The organism is Streptomyces sp. NPDC005408 (assembly GCF_040606445.1).
Taxonomy (GTDB): domain Bacteria; phylum Actinomycetota; class Actinomycetes; order Streptomycetales; family Streptomycetaceae; genus Streptomyces.
The window spans coordinates 18,994-35,271 of record NZ_JBEXEX010000001.1 but is presented as its reverse complement, the minus strand read 5'-3'; the positions used below and the strand labels follow the sequence as shown (position 1 = coordinate 35,271).

Genomic DNA, 16,278 nt, shown 5'->3' with positions numbered 1-16,278 from the left:
GTCAGCGGCCCCCGTTCGCGCCGGGCGAGCTCGCGAGATAGGCCATGGCCTGGGCCGTACTGCCCTCCTGCGAGGGGTGGTAGGACCGGCTCAGATAGCGCGGGATGGACCGCAGCATCGCGCCCGTGGTCGGCAGCGTGCCCCTGCGTCCCCGGTCGAAGAACTGCTGGAAGCTCGCCCTGCCGTTGAGCAGGGTCGGGTCGTTCTCCATGAAGAACCGGGTCCCGCGCTGCCAGAGGAACACCAGCGCCGAGAACGCCGTCGCCCAGGTGCGCACACGCCTGCGGTAGCCGCCGTCCACATGCATGAAGAGCTCGAAGGCCACCGAGCGGTGCTCGACCTCCTCGGCGCCGTGCCAGCGCAGCAGGTCCAGCATCGTGGGATCCGCGCCCGAGCGGTCCAGCTCGTCGGCGTTCAGCACCCAGTTGCCCAGGAACGCGGTGTAGTGCTCGATCGCGGCGATCGTCGCGACCCGCTCCTTCAGCCACCACTCCCGCGCCCTGCCAGGCGGCAGCGTCCTGTCCCCGAGGAGCTTCTCGAAGAGCCAGTCCACCTGCGCGGTGTACGGCGTCGGGTCGAGCCCGAGGTCCTTCAGGTGCGGCAGTACGTCGTCATGGGCCTGGGAGTGGATCGCCTCCTGCCCGATGAACCCGATGACGTCCTCGCGCAACTGGTCGTCATGGATGTACGGCAGCACCTGCTTGTAGACGTGCACGAACCACCGTTCGCCCGCCGGGAGCAGCAGATGCAGCACGTTGATGGTGTGTGTCGTGAACGGGTCGCCGGGTACCCAGTGGAGCGGAGTGTCCGCCCACTCGAAGGCGACCTTGCGGGCCTTGAGCGGTATCCGCCCGGAGGGGACCGCGGCGGGCTTCGTATTAGACATGGCGTCAATGTACTGACGGGTAAGCGACGGCAACAGGGGTGTGCGGCCAGATTTTCAGCCGCCCGGCTGGGGGTCTTTCCCGCCCACCCGCCCCAAGTTGCGGGGGTGCGGGGGCACCCCCGGCGGGGGCGGCAGCTTCGCGCCGCGAGGCGCGGCCAGCCTGTAGTGGCTGCCTCGGGGGCCGAGCCGCCCGGCCGCTGCCGCGGGCCTCGCGGCGCCGACCCGCCGGCACCTCAACGGGCCGCGGAGCGGCCGGGATACGGGACCGCGCGGGCACCCCCGGGCCCGGCCGGCCCGGCCGGCGCGGGCGTCGGAGGCTCGTGCCGGGTCGCCCCGGCAGCCCGGGGCCGCGGAGCGGTCAGTGCAGCGCGCCCACCCGGCTCCCGTCGGACAGGCGGCCGTTCAGTTCCGCCCTCGCGCCCGCCTTTGCCGGGACCGCCAGGAGATTCCCCTGTGCGCTGCCGTCCACCCCGCCCGACGTGGCCAGCGATGTGAACTGGCCGCTGCCTGCCGCGAGTACGTACCACCGGCCCGCCCGGGACTTCCACAGCACACCCGCCAGCACCTTCGGGTCCCGTACTCCGCAGGACGGCGAGTCCTCGGAACGCGCCGCGATCGCCGCCGGGGCGCCCGCCTGCGCGCCCGGGGCCTGGAACTGGGCCATCACCCGGCTCCCGGCGCCCCGCCAGGTCTCCGCGCGGGTGCACAGCCACTCCGCCGTGCCGTTCGACTCGGGCAGGGTCTGCTTCGCGTACGTCCACGAGTTGACGGTGCGCACACCGTGCGCCCGCACACCCGGCAGCAGACAGGCCGTACGCGCCCAGGCCGCCCGGGCCGTGGCCCCCGTGACGTCCCGTGGAGCCGACGGCGGGCCCGAGGTGAGCCGGGCCGGGGTGAGTTCGCCGAGGTCGGTGAGCAGCCGATCGGCCGTCCCGTCCCGCAGCTCGAGCACGTCCCACGTCCTGCAGTCCCGGGCCTGCGCCGGGCTCGGCAGCGGCGAGGTGACACCGTCCGTGCCGCGGGTCAGCGGCCGTGCCGCGCCGGCCGGGTCGAGCAGGTCCCGTACGGAGGTCCCGCGCACCCACGGCGCGGTCAGATAGCGGACATTTCCGTCGGTGCGGCCCGCCACCACCGCGCCCGAGGAGGCCGCGTCGGCGGCGTCCGTACGCGCGAAGTCGAGCGCCACACCTCCGGTGCCGTCCTTCGGCTCGGCGTAGCGGACCACCCGCAGCCCGTCGTGCAGCAGCACCACGTTCGCCTGGTCGACCTCGCCCGCGTACAGCAGTTGCGGCGAACCCATCGGCGGTCCCGGCGGTGTGCCGGGGGTCGCGGAGACCTGGACCTCGACGCCGGGCCTCGCCCATACGGCGAGCGCACGGCGCAGCAGGGCGCTGTCATCGGCGAGACCGCCACGGGTGGGCCAGACGGAGAAGTCGGTACGGGTGGAGTGCTGCCATGCCGCGGGGGAGACCCGGATCAACTTGGCCGGATCCAGGGCGGATTCGGCGGCGGGATTACGTGCGTACGGCGGCGCGGCCGCACCGTCGGGACCCCAGCCGTCGCCCGGCAGCCCGAGCAGCGCCCCGCACACCGCGAGGGCCGCGGCCGCCACCAGGGCCGCCTTGACATGCTGGCGGCGGCGCATCAGATCGGTGGGACGGGCCTGCAGCGAACACGGATCGAACTCGGGCGACTCGAGCAGCGCGGCCGCCCCCGCCCCCACCGCCGCGACCATTCCGTCCGCCTCGGCCAGCGCGGCATGCGGGTCCGCCACCCCGGCGGCGGTGAGCACATGACGTACATCGGCGTCGGCCAGCTCCTCCAGGCCGCGCAGCACATAGGCGGCGCGGGCGGCCCCGGAGAGCGCGGACAGGTGCTGGTCCAGGGCGAGTTCATCTGCTCCGCCGGAACGCGGGAAGACCCGCAGCCCCCAGACATGGGGCAGCAGGGGCGGGAGCTGGGCGCGCCTCGGCCGGGCGAGGCGCTTCAGCGGGAGCCCGGCGTCCAGGGCCTGGCGCAGCACCCGTCCCCGTACATACACATAGCCGGGGTCGGCGTCGCCCGGCGCCCGGCGGGAGCCCGGAATCGCCGAGTCCGCGGCGTCGATGGCCCCCGCCGGTGTGGTGCGGCCGCGCGGCAGCGAGCGCTGCGCGAGCGCGTGTGCGGTGAGCACACGGCGATTGCGGCCGAGGGACGGGGGCAGTACGAGATACGCGATCCGCACGAGCCGGGGGTAGTGCTCGACGAGGGCCGCCTCGGCCTGCTCGACCGCGACGGGGCCGGGGTCGGGAGCAGGCGGGACGGGGGTGGTGACGACATCCTGTGGGCGCACGTTCAGCAGAACGAGCGAATGGTCCTATGGTCACTCGCCGCCCCTCGAACGGGCGGCGCCCGCCTTCAGCCCGCGAGTCGTTCGTGGATGCGCTCGATCGCCTGGACCGGCACGCCGAGCCCTTCGACCACGTACTTCTCCATCGTGCCGTAGCGGCCGTCGACCTCCTCCAGCGCCGCCGCCAGATACTCCGGCACCACACCGATGACCGCGAGGGCGGTCTCGGGATCGCCGCCCTGTGCGATGAAGCCCTCGATGAGCGGCGCGAAGGCCTGCCGTACCGCCGGGTTGACGGCGAGGTACTCCGCCTCCACCGCCTCCGGCGGCGCGCCGAGCAGGGTGAGGACGATCGTCGCGGCCCAGCCGGTGCGGTCCTTGCCCGCCGTGCAGTGGAAGAGCAGCGGGCCCGCATCGGGGTCCGCGACCTCGTTCAGGAAGGCGCTGTAGGCGGCGCGCGCCGAGTCGGAGGTGACGAAGCCGCGATAGGTGTCGGCGAACAGCTGCTGTGCCCGGCCGCCGCCCAACTCCCGCTCGGCGAGCACCGGATCGGCCAGGACCTGCTTGAGTTTCGCGGCGGCCGGCAGCAGCCCGGACGAGACCTGGTCCGCGAGCACGTCGGCGAGCAGCAGCCGGCCGCCGGCGGGGATGCGGTCCGGGCGGGCGCGGCGCTCGGCCTCGGTACGGAAATCGACGATCGTACGGATCCCCAGGGCGGCGAAGGCCGGATCTGCGGTGGGATCGAGCCGGTCGAGCTGCCCGGAGCGGAAGAGCAGACCCGAGCGCACGGAATGGCCCGCGGGCAGGGGCGTGCCTCCGAGGTCGCGGAGATTGGCGACGGTGGTGGCGGGGATCGCGGTCATGGTGGCGGCTCCCTGGCTCAGAACTGGTCGATATCAATGCAAACAACCTATGTGATCGACCACTCGCTGAAGTGGACTGTGCCCCGCGCTCCGCCGCCGCCGTTGGCCGCGCTCATGAACAGGCCCGTGTCCTGGACGGCCGCGGCCCCCGGCACCGAGACCGTGGCGACCGGACGCCAGGTGGTGCCGCCGTCCGTCGAGCAGGAGCCGGTGAAGGAGGTCCCGGAGTTGCGGGTGAGCCGGAGCAGCACCGGGGCTTTGACACCCGTGATGCGCTTGTACGTGTCCAGGGTGCCGTCGCCGTTCGTGTCGTACGACAGGACGACGCCCTGCCCCGGTGTCGCGGCCAGATTGAGGAAACCGGCGTCGCCCGGACGCGCGAGGCTGTTGCGGACGACGATGCCCGCTCGGGCCCAACTGCTGGTGTTCTCCTGGGAGTCCACCCGCACGTCCACGCTCGCCCCGACCGTCAGCGCGGCCTCGCGGTAGGCGGTGCCGAAGTGGGTGGTGCCCCGCCACAGGTCGGTGCCCCCACCGTTGACCGCGAGCCGGTCGCCGAGCTGCCCGAAGACGGCCGCGTTGCTGGTGTACGTACGCCACACGGCATCCAGTGGCGATGCCAGGAACAGCGAGCCCTTCTGCGGGACGGTCACCCGCTCCTCGCCGCGCGGGCCGTACTGCGTGCGCAGCTCGTACGGCATCGGGCGCAGCGGCTCGTCGAGAGGATCAGCCGGGGCTGTCACCCGCCAGGAGACCGTGCCGGTGCCGCCCGCCGGGACACTCGGCAGGAAGGGATCACCCTGTGGCTCGGCGTCCAGGCCGGTCAGAGCGAAGTCGACGCGGCCGGTGGAGCCCAGCCCGTTGAGGTTGCGGAAGGCGGCCGTGACCGTGCCGGTGGAGCCGGGCGTGAACGCGGGCGGGGCCACGGTGACATCGACGTAGCCCTGGTAGGGGGCGGTGGCGAGGGTGTCGTACACCCGGCGGGCGGTGCGGTAGGCGTCGCCCGTCGCCCGCACCGGATAGGCCCGCCGGTCCTTCGTCCAGGCCTCCTCGGCCGGATACCAGTCGAAGGATGTGGGGGCGCGGCCCTCGGCCATGGCGGTGGCCAGCTCCTCCAGATAAGCCTCCCACTGCGGCAGATGGACGTCGTCGATCAGCCCGTGCCAGTCGCGGTTGGCGTAGTTGCTGAGCTGATTGGCCGCGGCCCGGTCGGCCCAGGTCGTGATCAGCGCCCGGGCGGTGCGCTCCAGCTCCACCGCCTCGTCCGCGCTCGTGGCCAGACGCTTGGCGTCCTCCAGCCAGGGCCCGAGCAGGAAGGAGCGGTGACAACCCGCCATCGTGTCGCTCAGCCGCATCAGCTTCAGCCAGAGCGCCGAGATGGCGCGGAAGGTGTCCACGTCCTTGTGGGCATAGGCGGCCCGCAGCGGGAGCTGAAGCGTGCGGGACCGGTTGGCGAGTGCCTGGCGGGCCACGTCGGTCACATCGTGGCGGTAGGCGTCGCTGTCGCGCAGCGAAGGCCGTACGCCGAGCAGCGCCGCGAACGCCCGGTCGAAGCCCGCCGTATCGAAGGCGGTGCCGATCGACGAGGTCATTCCGGGGCGGCGGCCGAACAAGGAGTCGTAGGGGCGCCCGTCGGTGCTGGTGAGTTTGTACGCGGTCGCGGCGAGCGCGGCGAAGGCGGCACGCGCCGAGCGGTCCTCGCCGCCGTAGCGGACCTCGGCGTACTGGTCGAACCAGGCGTCCCGGTCGATGGTCTCCTCGCGCCAGGCGAGCTCGCTGAACAGCTCGAGCGCGGCGGGGTCGCGCTCGGCGGCCTCCGGCATGTACGCGGTTCCGGCGAGCGCACTGCCCGGCTTGTCGCGCCAGGCCGTGAACTTGGCCGTCCAGCGGTCGGTGTTCGCCCCGATGGTCGTCCGCCCGCCGAAGTTCGGGATGGTGCCGAAGGCGTACGGGGCGCCGCCCCACTCCTTCTCCCGGTCGGTGACCGTGTCCAGATCGGAGAGCCCGTCCACGATCAGCACCCGGTCGGTGTCGATGGCATCGAGGAGCGCGGGCCGCGGATTCGACTGCCAGCCGAGGATCACCCAGGTGGCGCCGGGGCGGGCGGTCTGCAACGACGTCTCGACCGCACGGGCGGCATCGGCGACCGGGACGTCGCCGGGGGTGCCGCCCTCGTGCAGCAGGTCCATCTTGAAGTGGCCGGTCTCGCCGAACAGTTCCCCCTGGTGCCGGTAGAAGGCCGCGGCGACGTCGGCGAAGCTCTGGGTGCGCGGGTCCAGCCAGTCGGGGCGGCGCAGCCCGTTCCAGGTGCCCTGGGGGATGACGCGGGCGCCGGGATTGCGGGCGGTGAAGCCGTCCGGGACCGTGCCGAAGTAACCGGGCAGGACCGGGTGCATACCGAGCTCGCGCATCCGGTCGGCGATCCGCCTGCCGAGGTCCGTGCGTGCGGCGATGAGCTCGGGGGAGAGCGGGCCGCCGTACCCGCTCATGTTCTGCAGCAGCCACCAGGGCTGGTGCGACGGTGCGGGCAGCCAGGTGCGGGCCTCGGTGTCGGAGTAGCCGAAGTCCATCAGGAGACGGTGGTAGACGGCCTCCTGGCCGGGGGTGACCAGCACCTCGTTGCAGCCGTGCAGGGCGAGGACGTCCAGCAGCCGCTCCCAGCGGGCCCAGTCGGCGTACGGGGCGGTGTAGCCGTCGTGCGTGTCGTTGTACGCGAACCGGTGCGGGACGGTCGCCGACCGCTCCAGCGCCCCGCGCGGCCCGGGCAACAGCGCAGGAAGGCCGAGCTGACTGCCCGACCACGAGATGTGCGCCCGGCAGACGTACTTGAGGTACCAGTGCACTGCCGTGAGCAGCACGGCGGGGCTGGTGCCCGAGACCTCGATACGGCCCGTGGCCCCGGTGACCCGGAAACGCTCGGGTCCCTCCAGCGCCCGCAGCCGGAACTGGCCGGCGTGCCGGGGCAGCAGGCGCTTGAGTGCTTCGCGGGCGGGTGAGGTGGCGAATCCGGCCACCTCCGCGGCGGCCGCGGAGGTGTGCCCGGCGAGTGCCGCACCTAGTCCGATCGCTCCCGCTGTGCCCAGTACCGTACGTCTCGACAGCTCGGCCATCAGCGCTCCTCCGTGTTGCTCCCGTCACAACAGGTGCGTGCGTCGCGCAGGTTACCGGGAGTTCGGCGGCGCGAAAGGTGGCCGACAAGGCACGATGGCCGGATGCGGACGAGTACGAACACGGGCGCGAGGCGGACGGCCCGCGCAGCACTGGCACTTCTGACCCTGACCCTTGCCGCGGCCTGCGGATCCGGTGGCGACGCCGACGGGCGTGGCGGCGACGCCGACAAGGCTCCCAAGACGGCGACGGGCACCCTGGAGCAGCTGGCACAGCAGGCGGAGTGCAAGCCGAACATCCAGACGGACGCGGCCGAGCTGCGGCAGGCGAACTGCACGACCGGCGACGGCAAGTATGTGCTGGCCACCTTCGCCACCGATCGGGGCCAGCGCGAATGGATCAACGAGGCCAATGACTACGGCGGCTCGTATCTGGTGGGCCGCAAGTGGGTCGCGGTCGGCGACGCCAAGGTGGTGACGGCGCTGCGCGGCCGGCTCGGCGGGACGGTGGAGACCGGCTCGCAGCACCACTCACCGAGCAGTGGTGCCAGTGGGGGGAGCGAGACGGGCCACTCGGGTCACCACGGGAGCTGACCGCGCAGGTTACGGGGGGCCGACACAGCCGGATCGGCCCCCCTCTCAGGGGAGCCGATCCGGCCGTATCAGGGGATCGTGTCAGCGGGTCACTGGCACTTCTTGCCGCTGTTGATGCAGTTCACCACCTTGTTCATCAGGTTCTCGTCGAAGACGTTGATGAAGTCACCGTGGTCCGTGATCGGCTTGTGCAACTGCTCGGGGAAGGAGTCGACCGCGAAACCGGGACCCGGGGGGACGTCGTAGACGATCCGCTGGACCAGCTGCGGAATCGCCTTGAATCCATTGCCGCACTGGCCGTTGTTGTCCGCGAAGGCCACATGGGTGCGGTGATTGGCACTGTCGGTGTTCTGGCCGTCCCAGCAGCTCTGGAACTTGAAGGAGCGCACCACCTGGCTGCCCTCGGGGCAGATCGGGTACTTGTCCTTCAGCTGACGGTCCTCGAAACCAGTGCAGCTCCAGGATGCGTTGGCGTTCGCGTCGCCATTCACGAATGCCTTGGCGTCACCGGTGATGATGCGCAGGAAGCGGGGCATCGCGGTCACCTTGCTGGCCGGGTTGCCGACGAAATTCAGCGTGACCTCGGACGGAGTCTGGATCTCTCCGACGTTCTGGTCCTTGCCGCCGCCGTCCGCATTGGCGTCGTTCTCGTTCTGCCCGTTCTGCAGTCGCAGGACCGGCCAGTAATAGGTGGACTTGTCGCCCTGGTTCTGGCAGCTGGTGTCACCGTTGGCGAGATCGTCATCGCTGGCGAATGCGTCATTCGCCTGGTTGCCGACATAGTCGTGCATATGGTGCGCGCCATTGCTCACACCAGGCGCGACGATGACATTGTCCGGATTGAACTTGCCGTTCTCGTTCTTTCCGCACTGGGTGACGAACGATCCCTTGGAGCCGCCCTGTTGCTGCTGGGGCTGGTCGACGTTGGGCTGGACGGACTGGATGTCTACGAAGTCGGATGCCTCGGGGCCGTTGCCGACCTGTCCGCCACCGCCGCCGTTGCCCTGATTGTCGCCCTGACCATTGTCATTGCCCTGGTCATTGCCCTGATTGTTGTCCTGGCCGCCATTCTGGTCACCATTCTGACCACCGTCCTGGCCGTTGTTGCCCTGACCGTTGTCGTTGTTCCCGTTGCCGTTCCCGTCGCCCTGGTTGTCGTCCGCGCGCAGGTTGCAGGCAGCGAGGGGGTCAAGTCCCTGGGGGCGCTGGCCGGACCGGCCGATGGCGGTGGAAATACGGTCGATGCTCGCCGCCCGCTTGTCCTTCAGCGGGTTCAGAATGGCGTTCTGCGCCAGCTGGGGATCCCGTTCGATCTCCTCCTTCTGGTCGGCGAACTGCTTGTACGCGTCGGTGATCTGGCTGTCCATCTTCGCCAGCTCGCCGTCGACCTCCGTGCGTGCCTGGTCGGGCACCTCACGGATTTCGTTCGCGACCTCGGGGCAGTCGATCGTGGAGATCGCCTGTCCGGCGTTCTCGGCGTTCTTGGTCTGATTCTGCTCGTTTCCCTGACCGGACCAGGACCAGCCTTCGCCCGCGGATGCATACACATTGACCGCGACCAGCCCACCCCCGCCCAGGATCAATGCGGCGGAGGCAACGATCGCCCGGTTCGCCAGCGTCGAGCGTTTTCTTGTGCGTCCCATGGAACTCCTCTGCTTCGTCGCCGGGTGTGGGTATAAGGGGGTCCCGACTGAGGGAGAAGCGCGACGTTCCATACGGGTGTGGCTCATGGGGTGTTCAAGCAGAGCTGGTTTGAACGCGGAATTCGTAGAATTCTCCAGCAGCAAACCCGGTGTATTGCGCCGAAGTCGGACGGCGGCCGGGATGGCAGGATGGGGCGCATGACCGAGATCCACACCCCCCGGCTGCTGCTGCGCCGCTGGCACGACGACGACCTCGCCCCCATGGCCGACATCAATGCGGACCCGCAAGTCATGCAGTGGATCGGCGACGGCTCCGTACGCGATCCGGACCAGACCGCCGAGGACATCGAGCGCTGGGAGGAGGAGTGGGACGAGGAGGGCTTCGGACTCTTCGCCGTCGAACTGCTCGCCTCGGGCGAACTGGCGGGCTTCGTGGGCCTGTCCGTACCCCACTTCCTGCCCGAGGTGCTGCCCGCCGTAGAGATCGGCTGGCGGCTCGGCACCCCGTTCTGGGGTCAGGGATACGCCTCCGAAGCGGCCGCCGCCACGCTGGAGTTCGCGCTCCAGGACCGCGGCCTGGACCGCGTCATCAGCATCGCGCGGCTGGGCAACGACGCGTCGGAGAACGTGATGCGCAAGCTGGGCATGGAGCTGGAAAGCGAGACGACGCACCCGGTGTACGGCTTCCCGCTGCACGTCTACGCGATCGACCTCACGGAGTACCATGCCTGACGCACTGCGTCATCGCCGGACGGCCCGGTCAGCTGTCGCGGTCGAGGTACGCCAGGACCGCCAGCACCCGCCGGTTGTCGTCGTCCGAGACCGGCAGGCCCAGCTTCACGAAGATGTTGGACGTGTGCTTGGCCACCGCCCGCTCCGTCACCACCAGCTGCCCGGCGATCGCCGCATTGGAACGGCCCTGCGCCATCAGCTCCATGACCTCCAGCTCACGCGGGGTCAGTCCGCCCAACGGCTTGTCCTGCGCCCGCCGCGACAGCAGCTGGGAGATCACCTGCGGATCCATCGCCGTACCGCCCGCGGCAACCCGCCGTACCGCGTCGATGAACTGATCCGCGTCGAAGACCCGGTCCTTGAGGAGATACCCGACCCCGCCGTTGCCGTCGGCCAGCAGCTCGCGCGCGTACAACTGCTCCACATGCTGGGAGAGGACGAGCACCGGCAGTCCCGGCCGGGCCTGCCGCGCCGCCAGGGCGCACTGCAGGCCCTCGTCCGTGTGCGACGGCGGGAGCCGGACGTCGACGACGGCGACGTCCGGCTCCAACTCCGCGAGTGCTTTGGTCAGTTCGGGCCCGCTCTCCACCGCCGCCAGGATCTCGAAGTCGTACGCCTCCAGCATGCGGACAAGGCCGTCACGCAGCAGGAACAGATCTTCGGCTAGAACAACTCGCAAGGGATCTCCATGGTGACCATGGTGGGGCCGCCCGCGGGACTGCTGACGGCCAGTACGCCGTCGAATGTACCGAGCCGGCGTTCGATGCCGCTCAGCCCGGAGCCGGATCCGATCGCCGCGCCGCCCTTGCCGTTGTCCGTGACCGCGATACGCAACGAGCCGTCCGAGTACGTCAGATCGACCCATATCCGGTCGGCACCCGAGTGCTTGACCGCGTTGGTCAGGGTCTCACTGACGGCGAAGTACGCGGCCGACTCGACCGGGGCGTCGGCGCGGCCGGGCAGTTCCACATCCACCTCGGTGTTCACCGGAAGCCGCAGGGCCAGCGCCTTCACCGCGTCCCCGAGCCCGCGCTCCGCCAGAACCGGCGGGTGGATGCCCCGCACCAGATCGCGCAGCTCGGTCAGCGCCTCGGCGGAGGACTCGCGCGCCTTGGAGATGAGCTCCTTCGCCTGCGCGGGGTCTTTCTCGATCAGCGCCTCGACGGTGCCGAGGTTCATGCCCATGGCGACAAGCCGGGCCTGCGCACCGTCGTGCAGATCCCGTTCGATACGGCGCAGTTCGGCCGCGGAGGTGTCCAGGGCGTCGTGCCGGGTCTCGGTGAGCCGGTCGATGCGCTGCTCCAGCTCCATCTCGTGGTTCGGGGCGAGCATCGCGCGGGTCAGCCTGAAGTGGGAGCGGACCAGGAGGCGGTTGGCGTTCGTCGCGACGGTCAGCCAGACCACGCCGAGCAGCGCGGCCAGGCCCGCCGTCGGCCAGCTGTCGACCGGCACGAACGCGTACCAGTAGGTGCCGTCCGCCTCGACGATCGGCTTCCACAGGCCGGTCAGGAGCAGCAGCCCGAAGATGCCGTCGAGCACCAGCGCGGGCGCGAGGATCGAGACGATCACGCCGGCAGTCATGTCCACGAGCAGCCACTGCACATCCCGCCAGGTCGCCGGGTCCTTCAGCATCAGCGTGCAGCGCTCGACCTGGCCGGTGATGCCGGCGCGCATGTCGCGGGGGAAGGGGCGGTACGGGACGGGGATGCCCACCGACGACCACTGGGCCGCCAGCAGCCGCCGCTGGTTGGCGTGCGCCCGCACCAGGGTCAGTACGGCGGGAGTGGTGAACACACCCACCCCGATGGCGATCAGGCAGATGGAGACCACCGAGAGGACGAAGAGCGTGATCGACCCGATCAGGCCCATCAGTGTCAGGGCCAGGCCTTGTGCGCCGGCGACCACCGCGTCACGTGCCTTCGTCGCGTTCATGGAGTTCCCCTCGTTGATCGGTCTCGGACACAAGTGTGGACGCAGTGCGCGGCCGAGGGCACTGGGCTCCGCCACCGTGCGGGGGTGTACCTGACACCACCCTCCTGAGCTCGCCTTTCGTCTCCAGGGGAGGGGGCTCTGACGGCTGGGGCCGGGGGCCCGCGGATTCCTAGCGTCGTACTCGACGTATTCGGCGCTTACTTCTGGGGGCGAAACGCCATGAGGCGTAACCTCGCGGCACGTTTGGGTGTGTGGAGCGCACACCACCGCAAAACGGCGATCATCGGCTGGCTGCTCTTCGTCGTCCTCGCCACGGCTGTCGGCGGGGCATCGGGGATGGTCGAGATGTCCGAGTCCGAACAGGGCACCGGCGAGTCCGCGCGAGCCCAGAAGATCCTCGACGACGCGGGCCTGGACCAGCCGGCCGGTGAGCTCGTGATGGTCAGCAGCAGGACGGCCGGCGGCTGGAAGGACGCGGCACACGAGCGCGCGGCAGCGATCGAGAAGACCGGCGAGGCACAGAAGGTCGAGCCGCCGCTCCCCTCGAAGAACGGCAGGGAAGCGCTGATCCGCTTCGAGATCAAGGGCGACTCCAAGACGGCCGCGGACCGGGTGCAGCCGGTGCTCGATGCCGTACGGGACACGGGCAGGGCCCAACAGGGCGTCGAGGTCCACCAGTTCGGGCAGGCCAGCTCGGAGAAGTGGCTCGGGGATCTGCTCTCCGAGGACTTCAAGACGGCCGAGTTCACTGCGGTGCCGCTGGCACTCGGCATTCTGCTCGTCGCCTTCGGCGCGGTCGTCGCGGCACTTCTGCCGGTCGGCCTGGCGCTGACCGCGTGCATGGCGGCCTTCGGTCTGCTCTCGCTCGCCAGCCATCAGCTGCATCTGTTCCAGACCACCTACTCGGTCAGCCCGTCCGGCGTTTGAGGACACGCCCGAAGGGCGTACGGGGGCCCGGGGCGGAGCCCCCAGTTCGCGCCGCGAAGCCGGCGCAGGGGTCTGGAGGCTTGCCCCCAGTTACGGACTGGGGCGGGGTGGGGGCAAAGCCCGCCGCAGGCGAACCGTCACGCCCCCAGAACCTTCGCCTCCACCTCCGGCGACAGCCCCACCACCGGCCGGTCCGCCCGCTGCGGCGCCGTCCCGCCGATGGACTGGAGCCAGGCCCACGTGTCCCTTACCGTGTCCGCGACCGGCCGGCACCGCAGCCCGGACTCCAAGGCCCGCGCGACGCCCACGCCATGCACCGCGTTGAAGAGCTCGGGCCGCTCGGCCCGGGGAATCCAGATCGGCAGGTCCGTCCACGGCTCGACCCCGGCCGCGAGGATCGCCTCCGCCGGAGTCCACCGCAGCTCCGGCGTCGCGCCAGTCGTCCCCGTGACCCGCGCGCACGCCTCCAGCAGCTCACCGATCGTCGCGTGCCCCTGCTCGCTCACCAGGTTGTACGGACCGCTCAGCCCCTGCTCCGCCGCCTGCACGATCCAGTCCGCGAGGTCGCGTACGTCGATGTACTGCAGCGGCGTGTCCCGCGGCCCCGGTGCGAGGACCGGGCCGCCGCGGGCCATTCGGCGCAGCCACCACGGCAGGCGGCCGATGTTCTCCCAGGGGCCGATGATCAGGCCCGCGCGGACCAGCAGGGAGCGGTCCTCGCCGAAGGACTCGACCGCGGCCAGTTCACCGCCCCGCTTGGCCTCGGCGTACGGCACATCAACCGCGTCGGCCGAACTCTCGACCACCGGGCCGGTCTCGTCGTAACCGACCGCCGGTGGCCAGGCGTACACCGAAGAGCTCGATACGTAGACATGGCGACCCACTCGCCCGGCGAGGAGCCGGGCGGCGTCCCGTACGGCAGACGGCGCCGCCGACCATGTGTCGACGACGACGTCCCACGCACCCTCGGCGAGCGCCGCCAGACCGTCGGGCGCCGTGCGGTCGCCGAGCAGCGTGGCGACACCGGCCGGTGCCTCGTGCCGCCCGCGGTGGAAGACGGTGACCTCCCAGCCGCGCGCCAGGGCCGACTCGACCACCGCACGCCCGACGAACTCCGTGCCCCCCAGAATCAGAAGTCTCATACCGGCGACTCTGCCTGGCGGGACCGTGGTGGGTACAGCGATTCTGCTGCCAGGAAAACCGGCGAGAACTACGGCGTGTACTTGTAGCCGACCCGCCGTACCGTCTGGATCGCCCGGCGGTGCTCGGCGCCCAGCTTCCGGCGCAGCCGCGCCACATGGACGTCGACGGTCCGGCCGTCGCCCACATGCCCGTAGCCCCACACCGTGGTCACCAACTGGTCGCGGGTGTGCACCCGGTGGGGGTGCGCCACCAGATGCGCGAGCAGCTCGAATTCGAGGTAGGTCAGATCCAGGACCCGACCGTCCACCAGGGCGGTGCGCTGCTGGGAGTCGATCCGTACCGGACCGTCACCCTGCTCACCCGGCTCCTGCTCCGGCTGCTGATCGGCCGGTACGAGGACGAGGTAGCCGACCATCGGCGGCCGGCCCGGAAGGGTGGGCAGGGTGTGCGGGGGCGCGGGCAGCCAGGTGGCACCCGGCGGCAGGAAGTCGGCGACATCGACGAGGGCGGCCGGTGCGACGACCTCGTCGCGGTCGACGGCACGCAGTCGGTGACGGCCCGCGGGGGGCAGGGTGGTGGTTGCCGAAACGGCGGAGAAGGAATGGGAGTTCGCCATGAGAGGGTCAGCTCTTTTCGCGCGGAGGAGTCGTCGAGTCGATGTGACGGACGTACGTCGTGCGCGCTGGCCGAAGACCGGAGTGAGCGGCTTTAGAGGGCCTGCGCGTTCACCGCGCGGCAACACACCCGGTCGAAGTCATGGTGCTGCCGGGAAGGCCAGAACGGCTCAAGGTCGGTGCGACCTGTCGCGATGTGCTGGTAGCTGGCCATGGGCCTATTGAAGCAGATGACATGGTGTGGCAGCACTGCGCTTCCACACGTTGATACGGCCCTTACGCTCTCTTTGCGTGATTCACGCCGAAGGGCGCCCACCGGCCGGACCGGTGGACGCCCTTGTGAACGCGGCATGACAGCGGGATCAGACCTGTCCGGCCTTCTCCAGAGCGGTGCAGCAGGTGTCGACGAGCAGCCGCGTGACGACATACGGGTCGACGTTGGCGTTCGGACGGCGGTCCTCGATGTAGCCCTTTCCGTCCTTCTCGACCTGCCACGGGATACGGACCGAGGCGCCGCGGTCCGAGACGCCGTAGCTGTACTCGTTCCACGGGGCGGTCTCGTGCAGACCGGTGAGGCGGTCGTCGATGCCCGCGCCGTAGTTCTTGACGTGGTCGAGCGGCTTGGAGCCCTCGCCCAGCGACTCGCAGGCGGTGATGATCGCGTCGTAGCCCTCGCGCATCGCCTTGGTCGAGAAGTTGGTGTGCGCGCCCGCGCCGTTCCAGTCGCCCTTCACCGGCTTGGGGTCGAGCGTCGCGGAGACCTCGAAGTCCTCGGCGGTGCGGTAGAGCAGCCAGCGGGCCACCCACAGCTGGTCCGAGACCTCGAGCGGGGCGAGCGGGCCGACCTGGAACTCCCACTGGCCCGGCATGACCTCGGCGTTGATGCCGGAGAGGCCGAGACCCGCCTTGAGGCAGTTCTCCAGGTGCGCCTCGACGACGTCACGGCCGAAGATCTCGTCCGCGCCGACGCCGCAGTAGTAGCCGCCCTGCGCGGCCGGGAAGCCGCTCTCGGGGAAGCCGAGGGGGCGGGAGCCCTTGAAGAAGGTGTACTCCTGCTCGATGCCGAAGATCGGCTCCTGGGCTGCGAACTTCTCGGCGACCTCGGCGAGCGCCGCACGCGTGTTGGACTCGTGCGGGGTCATGTCCGTGTTGAGGACCTCGCACATCACGAGGACGTCGTCGCCGCCGCGGATCGGGTCCGGGCAGGAGAAGACCGGCTTGAGTACCCGGTCCGAGGCGTGGCCCTTGGCCTGGTTGGTGCTGGATCCGTCGAAGCCCCAGATGGGAAGCTCGGCCCCGTCCGTCAGTATCCTCGTCTTCGAACGAAGCTTGGCGGTCGGCTCGGTGCCGTCGATCCAGATGTACTCAGCCTTGAAGGTCACGGGGCCTCATCCTTTGCGGGTGCAGCGGTATGTCGCGCAGCTTCGCAATACGGGATTTCCCGGCCGTTGCCCGTTTGTGAACCCCACGTTACGCCGGACCGGTGACCCGGACCGGCGTGAGGTGAG

The 16,278-nt window shown here is 70.5% G+C and carries 12 protein-coding genes and 1 pseudogene; 3 read left to right on the top strand and 10 right to left on the bottom strand.

Annotation, left to right across the window (positions count from 1 at the left end):
- Position 1: 1 nt before the first annotated feature.
- From ABZS64_RS00160 to ABZS64_RS00145, 4 genes are all read right to left on the bottom strand, one after another.
- Positions 2-886 (bottom strand): metal-dependent hydrolase, encoded by an 885-nt coding sequence (locus ABZS64_RS00160; protein WP_355821401.1) that lies wholly within the window; start codon positions 884-886, stop codon positions 2-4.
- Between the two features lie 358 nt (positions 887-1,244).
- Complete coding sequence (locus tag ABZS64_RS00155) at positions 1,245-3,218, bottom strand: hypothetical protein (RefSeq protein ID WP_355821399.1); 1,974 nt, start codon at positions 3,216-3,218, stop codon at positions 1,245-1,247.
- 65 nt (positions 3,219-3,283) lie between these two features.
- On the bottom strand, positions 3,284-4,078 hold the full coding sequence (locus tag ABZS64_RS00150) for a tyrosine-protein phosphatase (RefSeq protein ID WP_355821398.1): 795 nt from the start codon (positions 4,076-4,078) through the stop codon (positions 3,284-3,286).
- 47 nt (positions 4,079-4,125) lie between these two features.
- Positions 4,126-7,188 carry an alpha-N-acetylglucosaminidase gene (locus ABZS64_RS00145; RefSeq protein ID WP_355821396.1) on the bottom strand — a complete coding sequence of 1,021 codons (3,063 nt, stop codon included), beginning with the start codon at positions 7,186-7,188 and terminating at the stop codon, positions 4,126-4,128.
- A 102-nt stretch (positions 7,189-7,290) separates the two neighbouring features.
- Here ABZS64_RS00145 and ABZS64_RS00140 point away from each other — a divergent pair, with 102 nt between their 5' ends.
- Positions 7,291-7,779, top strand: coding sequence for a hypothetical protein (locus ABZS64_RS00140; protein WP_355821394.1), 489 nt, complete (start codon positions 7,291-7,293; stop codon positions 7,777-7,779).
- An 89-nt stretch (positions 7,780-7,868) separates the two neighbouring features.
- Here ABZS64_RS00140 and ABZS64_RS00135 read toward each other — a convergent pair whose 3' ends face one another.
- A complete protein-coding gene (locus ABZS64_RS00135) occupies positions 7,869-9,422 on the bottom strand; it encodes a DUF1996 domain-containing protein (protein WP_355821392.1) in 1,554 nt (517 codons plus the stop codon).
- Between the two features lie 198 nt (positions 9,423-9,620).
- Here ABZS64_RS00135 and ABZS64_RS00130 point away from each other — a divergent pair, with 198 nt between their 5' ends.
- On the top strand, positions 9,621-10,154 hold the full coding sequence (locus ABZS64_RS00130; protein WP_355821390.1) for a GNAT family N-acetyltransferase: 534 nt from the start codon (positions 9,621-9,623) through the stop codon (positions 10,152-10,154).
- A gap of 28 nt (positions 10,155-10,182) precedes the next feature.
- On the opposite strand, the gene ABZS64_RS00125 is transcribed toward ABZS64_RS00130, so the two are convergent.
- Both ABZS64_RS00125 and ABZS64_RS00120 read right to left on the bottom strand, forming a co-directional pair.
- Entirely contained in the window at positions 10,183-10,833 is a 651-nt protein-coding gene (locus ABZS64_RS00125) for a response regulator transcription factor (RefSeq protein ID WP_355821388.1), read from the bottom strand.
- On the bottom strand, positions 10,818-12,086 hold the full coding sequence (locus ABZS64_RS00120) for a sensor domain-containing protein (protein WP_355821386.1): 1,269 nt from the start codon (positions 12,084-12,086) through the stop codon (positions 10,818-10,820). The genes ABZS64_RS00125 and ABZS64_RS00120 overlap by 16 nt, the downstream gene beginning before the upstream one ends.
- Before the next feature lie 219 nt (positions 12,087-12,305).
- Between ABZS64_RS00120 and ABZS64_RS00115 the strand changes: the two are divergent.
- Positions 12,306-12,995, top strand: a pseudogene (locus ABZS64_RS00115) (MMPL family transporter); the annotation flags it as partial.
- A gap of 155 nt (positions 12,996-13,150) precedes the next feature.
- Here the strand turns inward: ABZS64_RS00115 and ABZS64_RS00110 are convergent.
- From ABZS64_RS00110 to glnII, 3 genes are all read right to left on the bottom strand, one after another.
- On the bottom strand, positions 13,151-14,155 hold the full coding sequence (locus ABZS64_RS00110; RefSeq protein ID WP_355821384.1) for an NAD-dependent epimerase/dehydratase family protein: 1,005 nt from the start codon (positions 14,153-14,155) through the stop codon (positions 13,151-13,153).
- 68 nt (positions 14,156-14,223) lie between these two features.
- Complete coding sequence (locus tag ABZS64_RS00105; RefSeq protein WP_355821382.1) at positions 14,224-14,772, bottom strand: winged helix-turn-helix domain-containing protein; 549 nt, start codon at positions 14,770-14,772, stop codon at positions 14,224-14,226.
- A 360-nt stretch (positions 14,773-15,132) separates the two neighbouring features.
- A complete protein-coding gene (glnII, locus tag ABZS64_RS00100; RefSeq protein WP_355821380.1) occupies positions 15,133-16,152 on the bottom strand; it encodes a glutamine synthetase in 1,020 nt (339 codons plus the stop codon).
- Positions 16,153-16,278: the final 126 nt, after the last annotated feature.

What these genes read in the sequence shown, in the direction of transcription:
- ABZS64_RS00160 (WP_355821401.1), bottom strand. Translation starts at nt 886, where the DNA reads ATGTCTAATACGAAGCCCGCCGCGGTCCCCTCCGGGCGGATACCGCTC.
- ABZS64_RS00150 (WP_355821398.1), bottom strand. Translation starts at nt 4,078, where the DNA reads ATGACCGCGATCCCCGCCACCACCGTCGCCAATCTCCGCGACCTCGGA.
- ABZS64_RS00145 (WP_355821396.1), bottom strand. Translation starts at nt 7,188, where the DNA reads ATGGCCGAGCTGTCGAGACGTACGGTACTGGGCACAGCGGGAGCGATC.
- ABZS64_RS00140 (WP_355821394.1), top strand. Translation starts at nt 7,291, where the DNA reads ATGCGGACGAGTACGAACACGGGCGCGAGGCGGACGGCCCGCGCAGCA.
- ABZS64_RS00135 (WP_355821392.1), bottom strand. Translation starts at nt 9,422, where the DNA reads ATGGGACGCACAAGAAAACGCTCGACGCTGGCGAACCGGGCGATCGTT.
- ABZS64_RS00130 (WP_355821390.1), top strand. Translation starts at nt 9,621, where the DNA reads ATGACCGAGATCCACACCCCCCGGCTGCTGCTGCGCCGCTGGCACGAC.
- ABZS64_RS00120 (WP_355821386.1), bottom strand. Translation starts at nt 12,086, where the DNA reads ATGAACGCGACGAAGGCACGTGACGCGGTGGTCGCCGGCGCACAAGGC.
- ABZS64_RS00110 (WP_355821384.1), bottom strand. Translation starts at nt 14,155, where the DNA reads ATGAGACTTCTGATTCTGGGGGGCACGGAGTTCGTCGGGCGTGCGGTG.
- ABZS64_RS00105 (WP_355821382.1), bottom strand. Translation starts at nt 14,772, where the DNA reads ATGGCGAACTCCCATTCCTTCTCCGCCGTTTCGGCAACCACCACCCTG.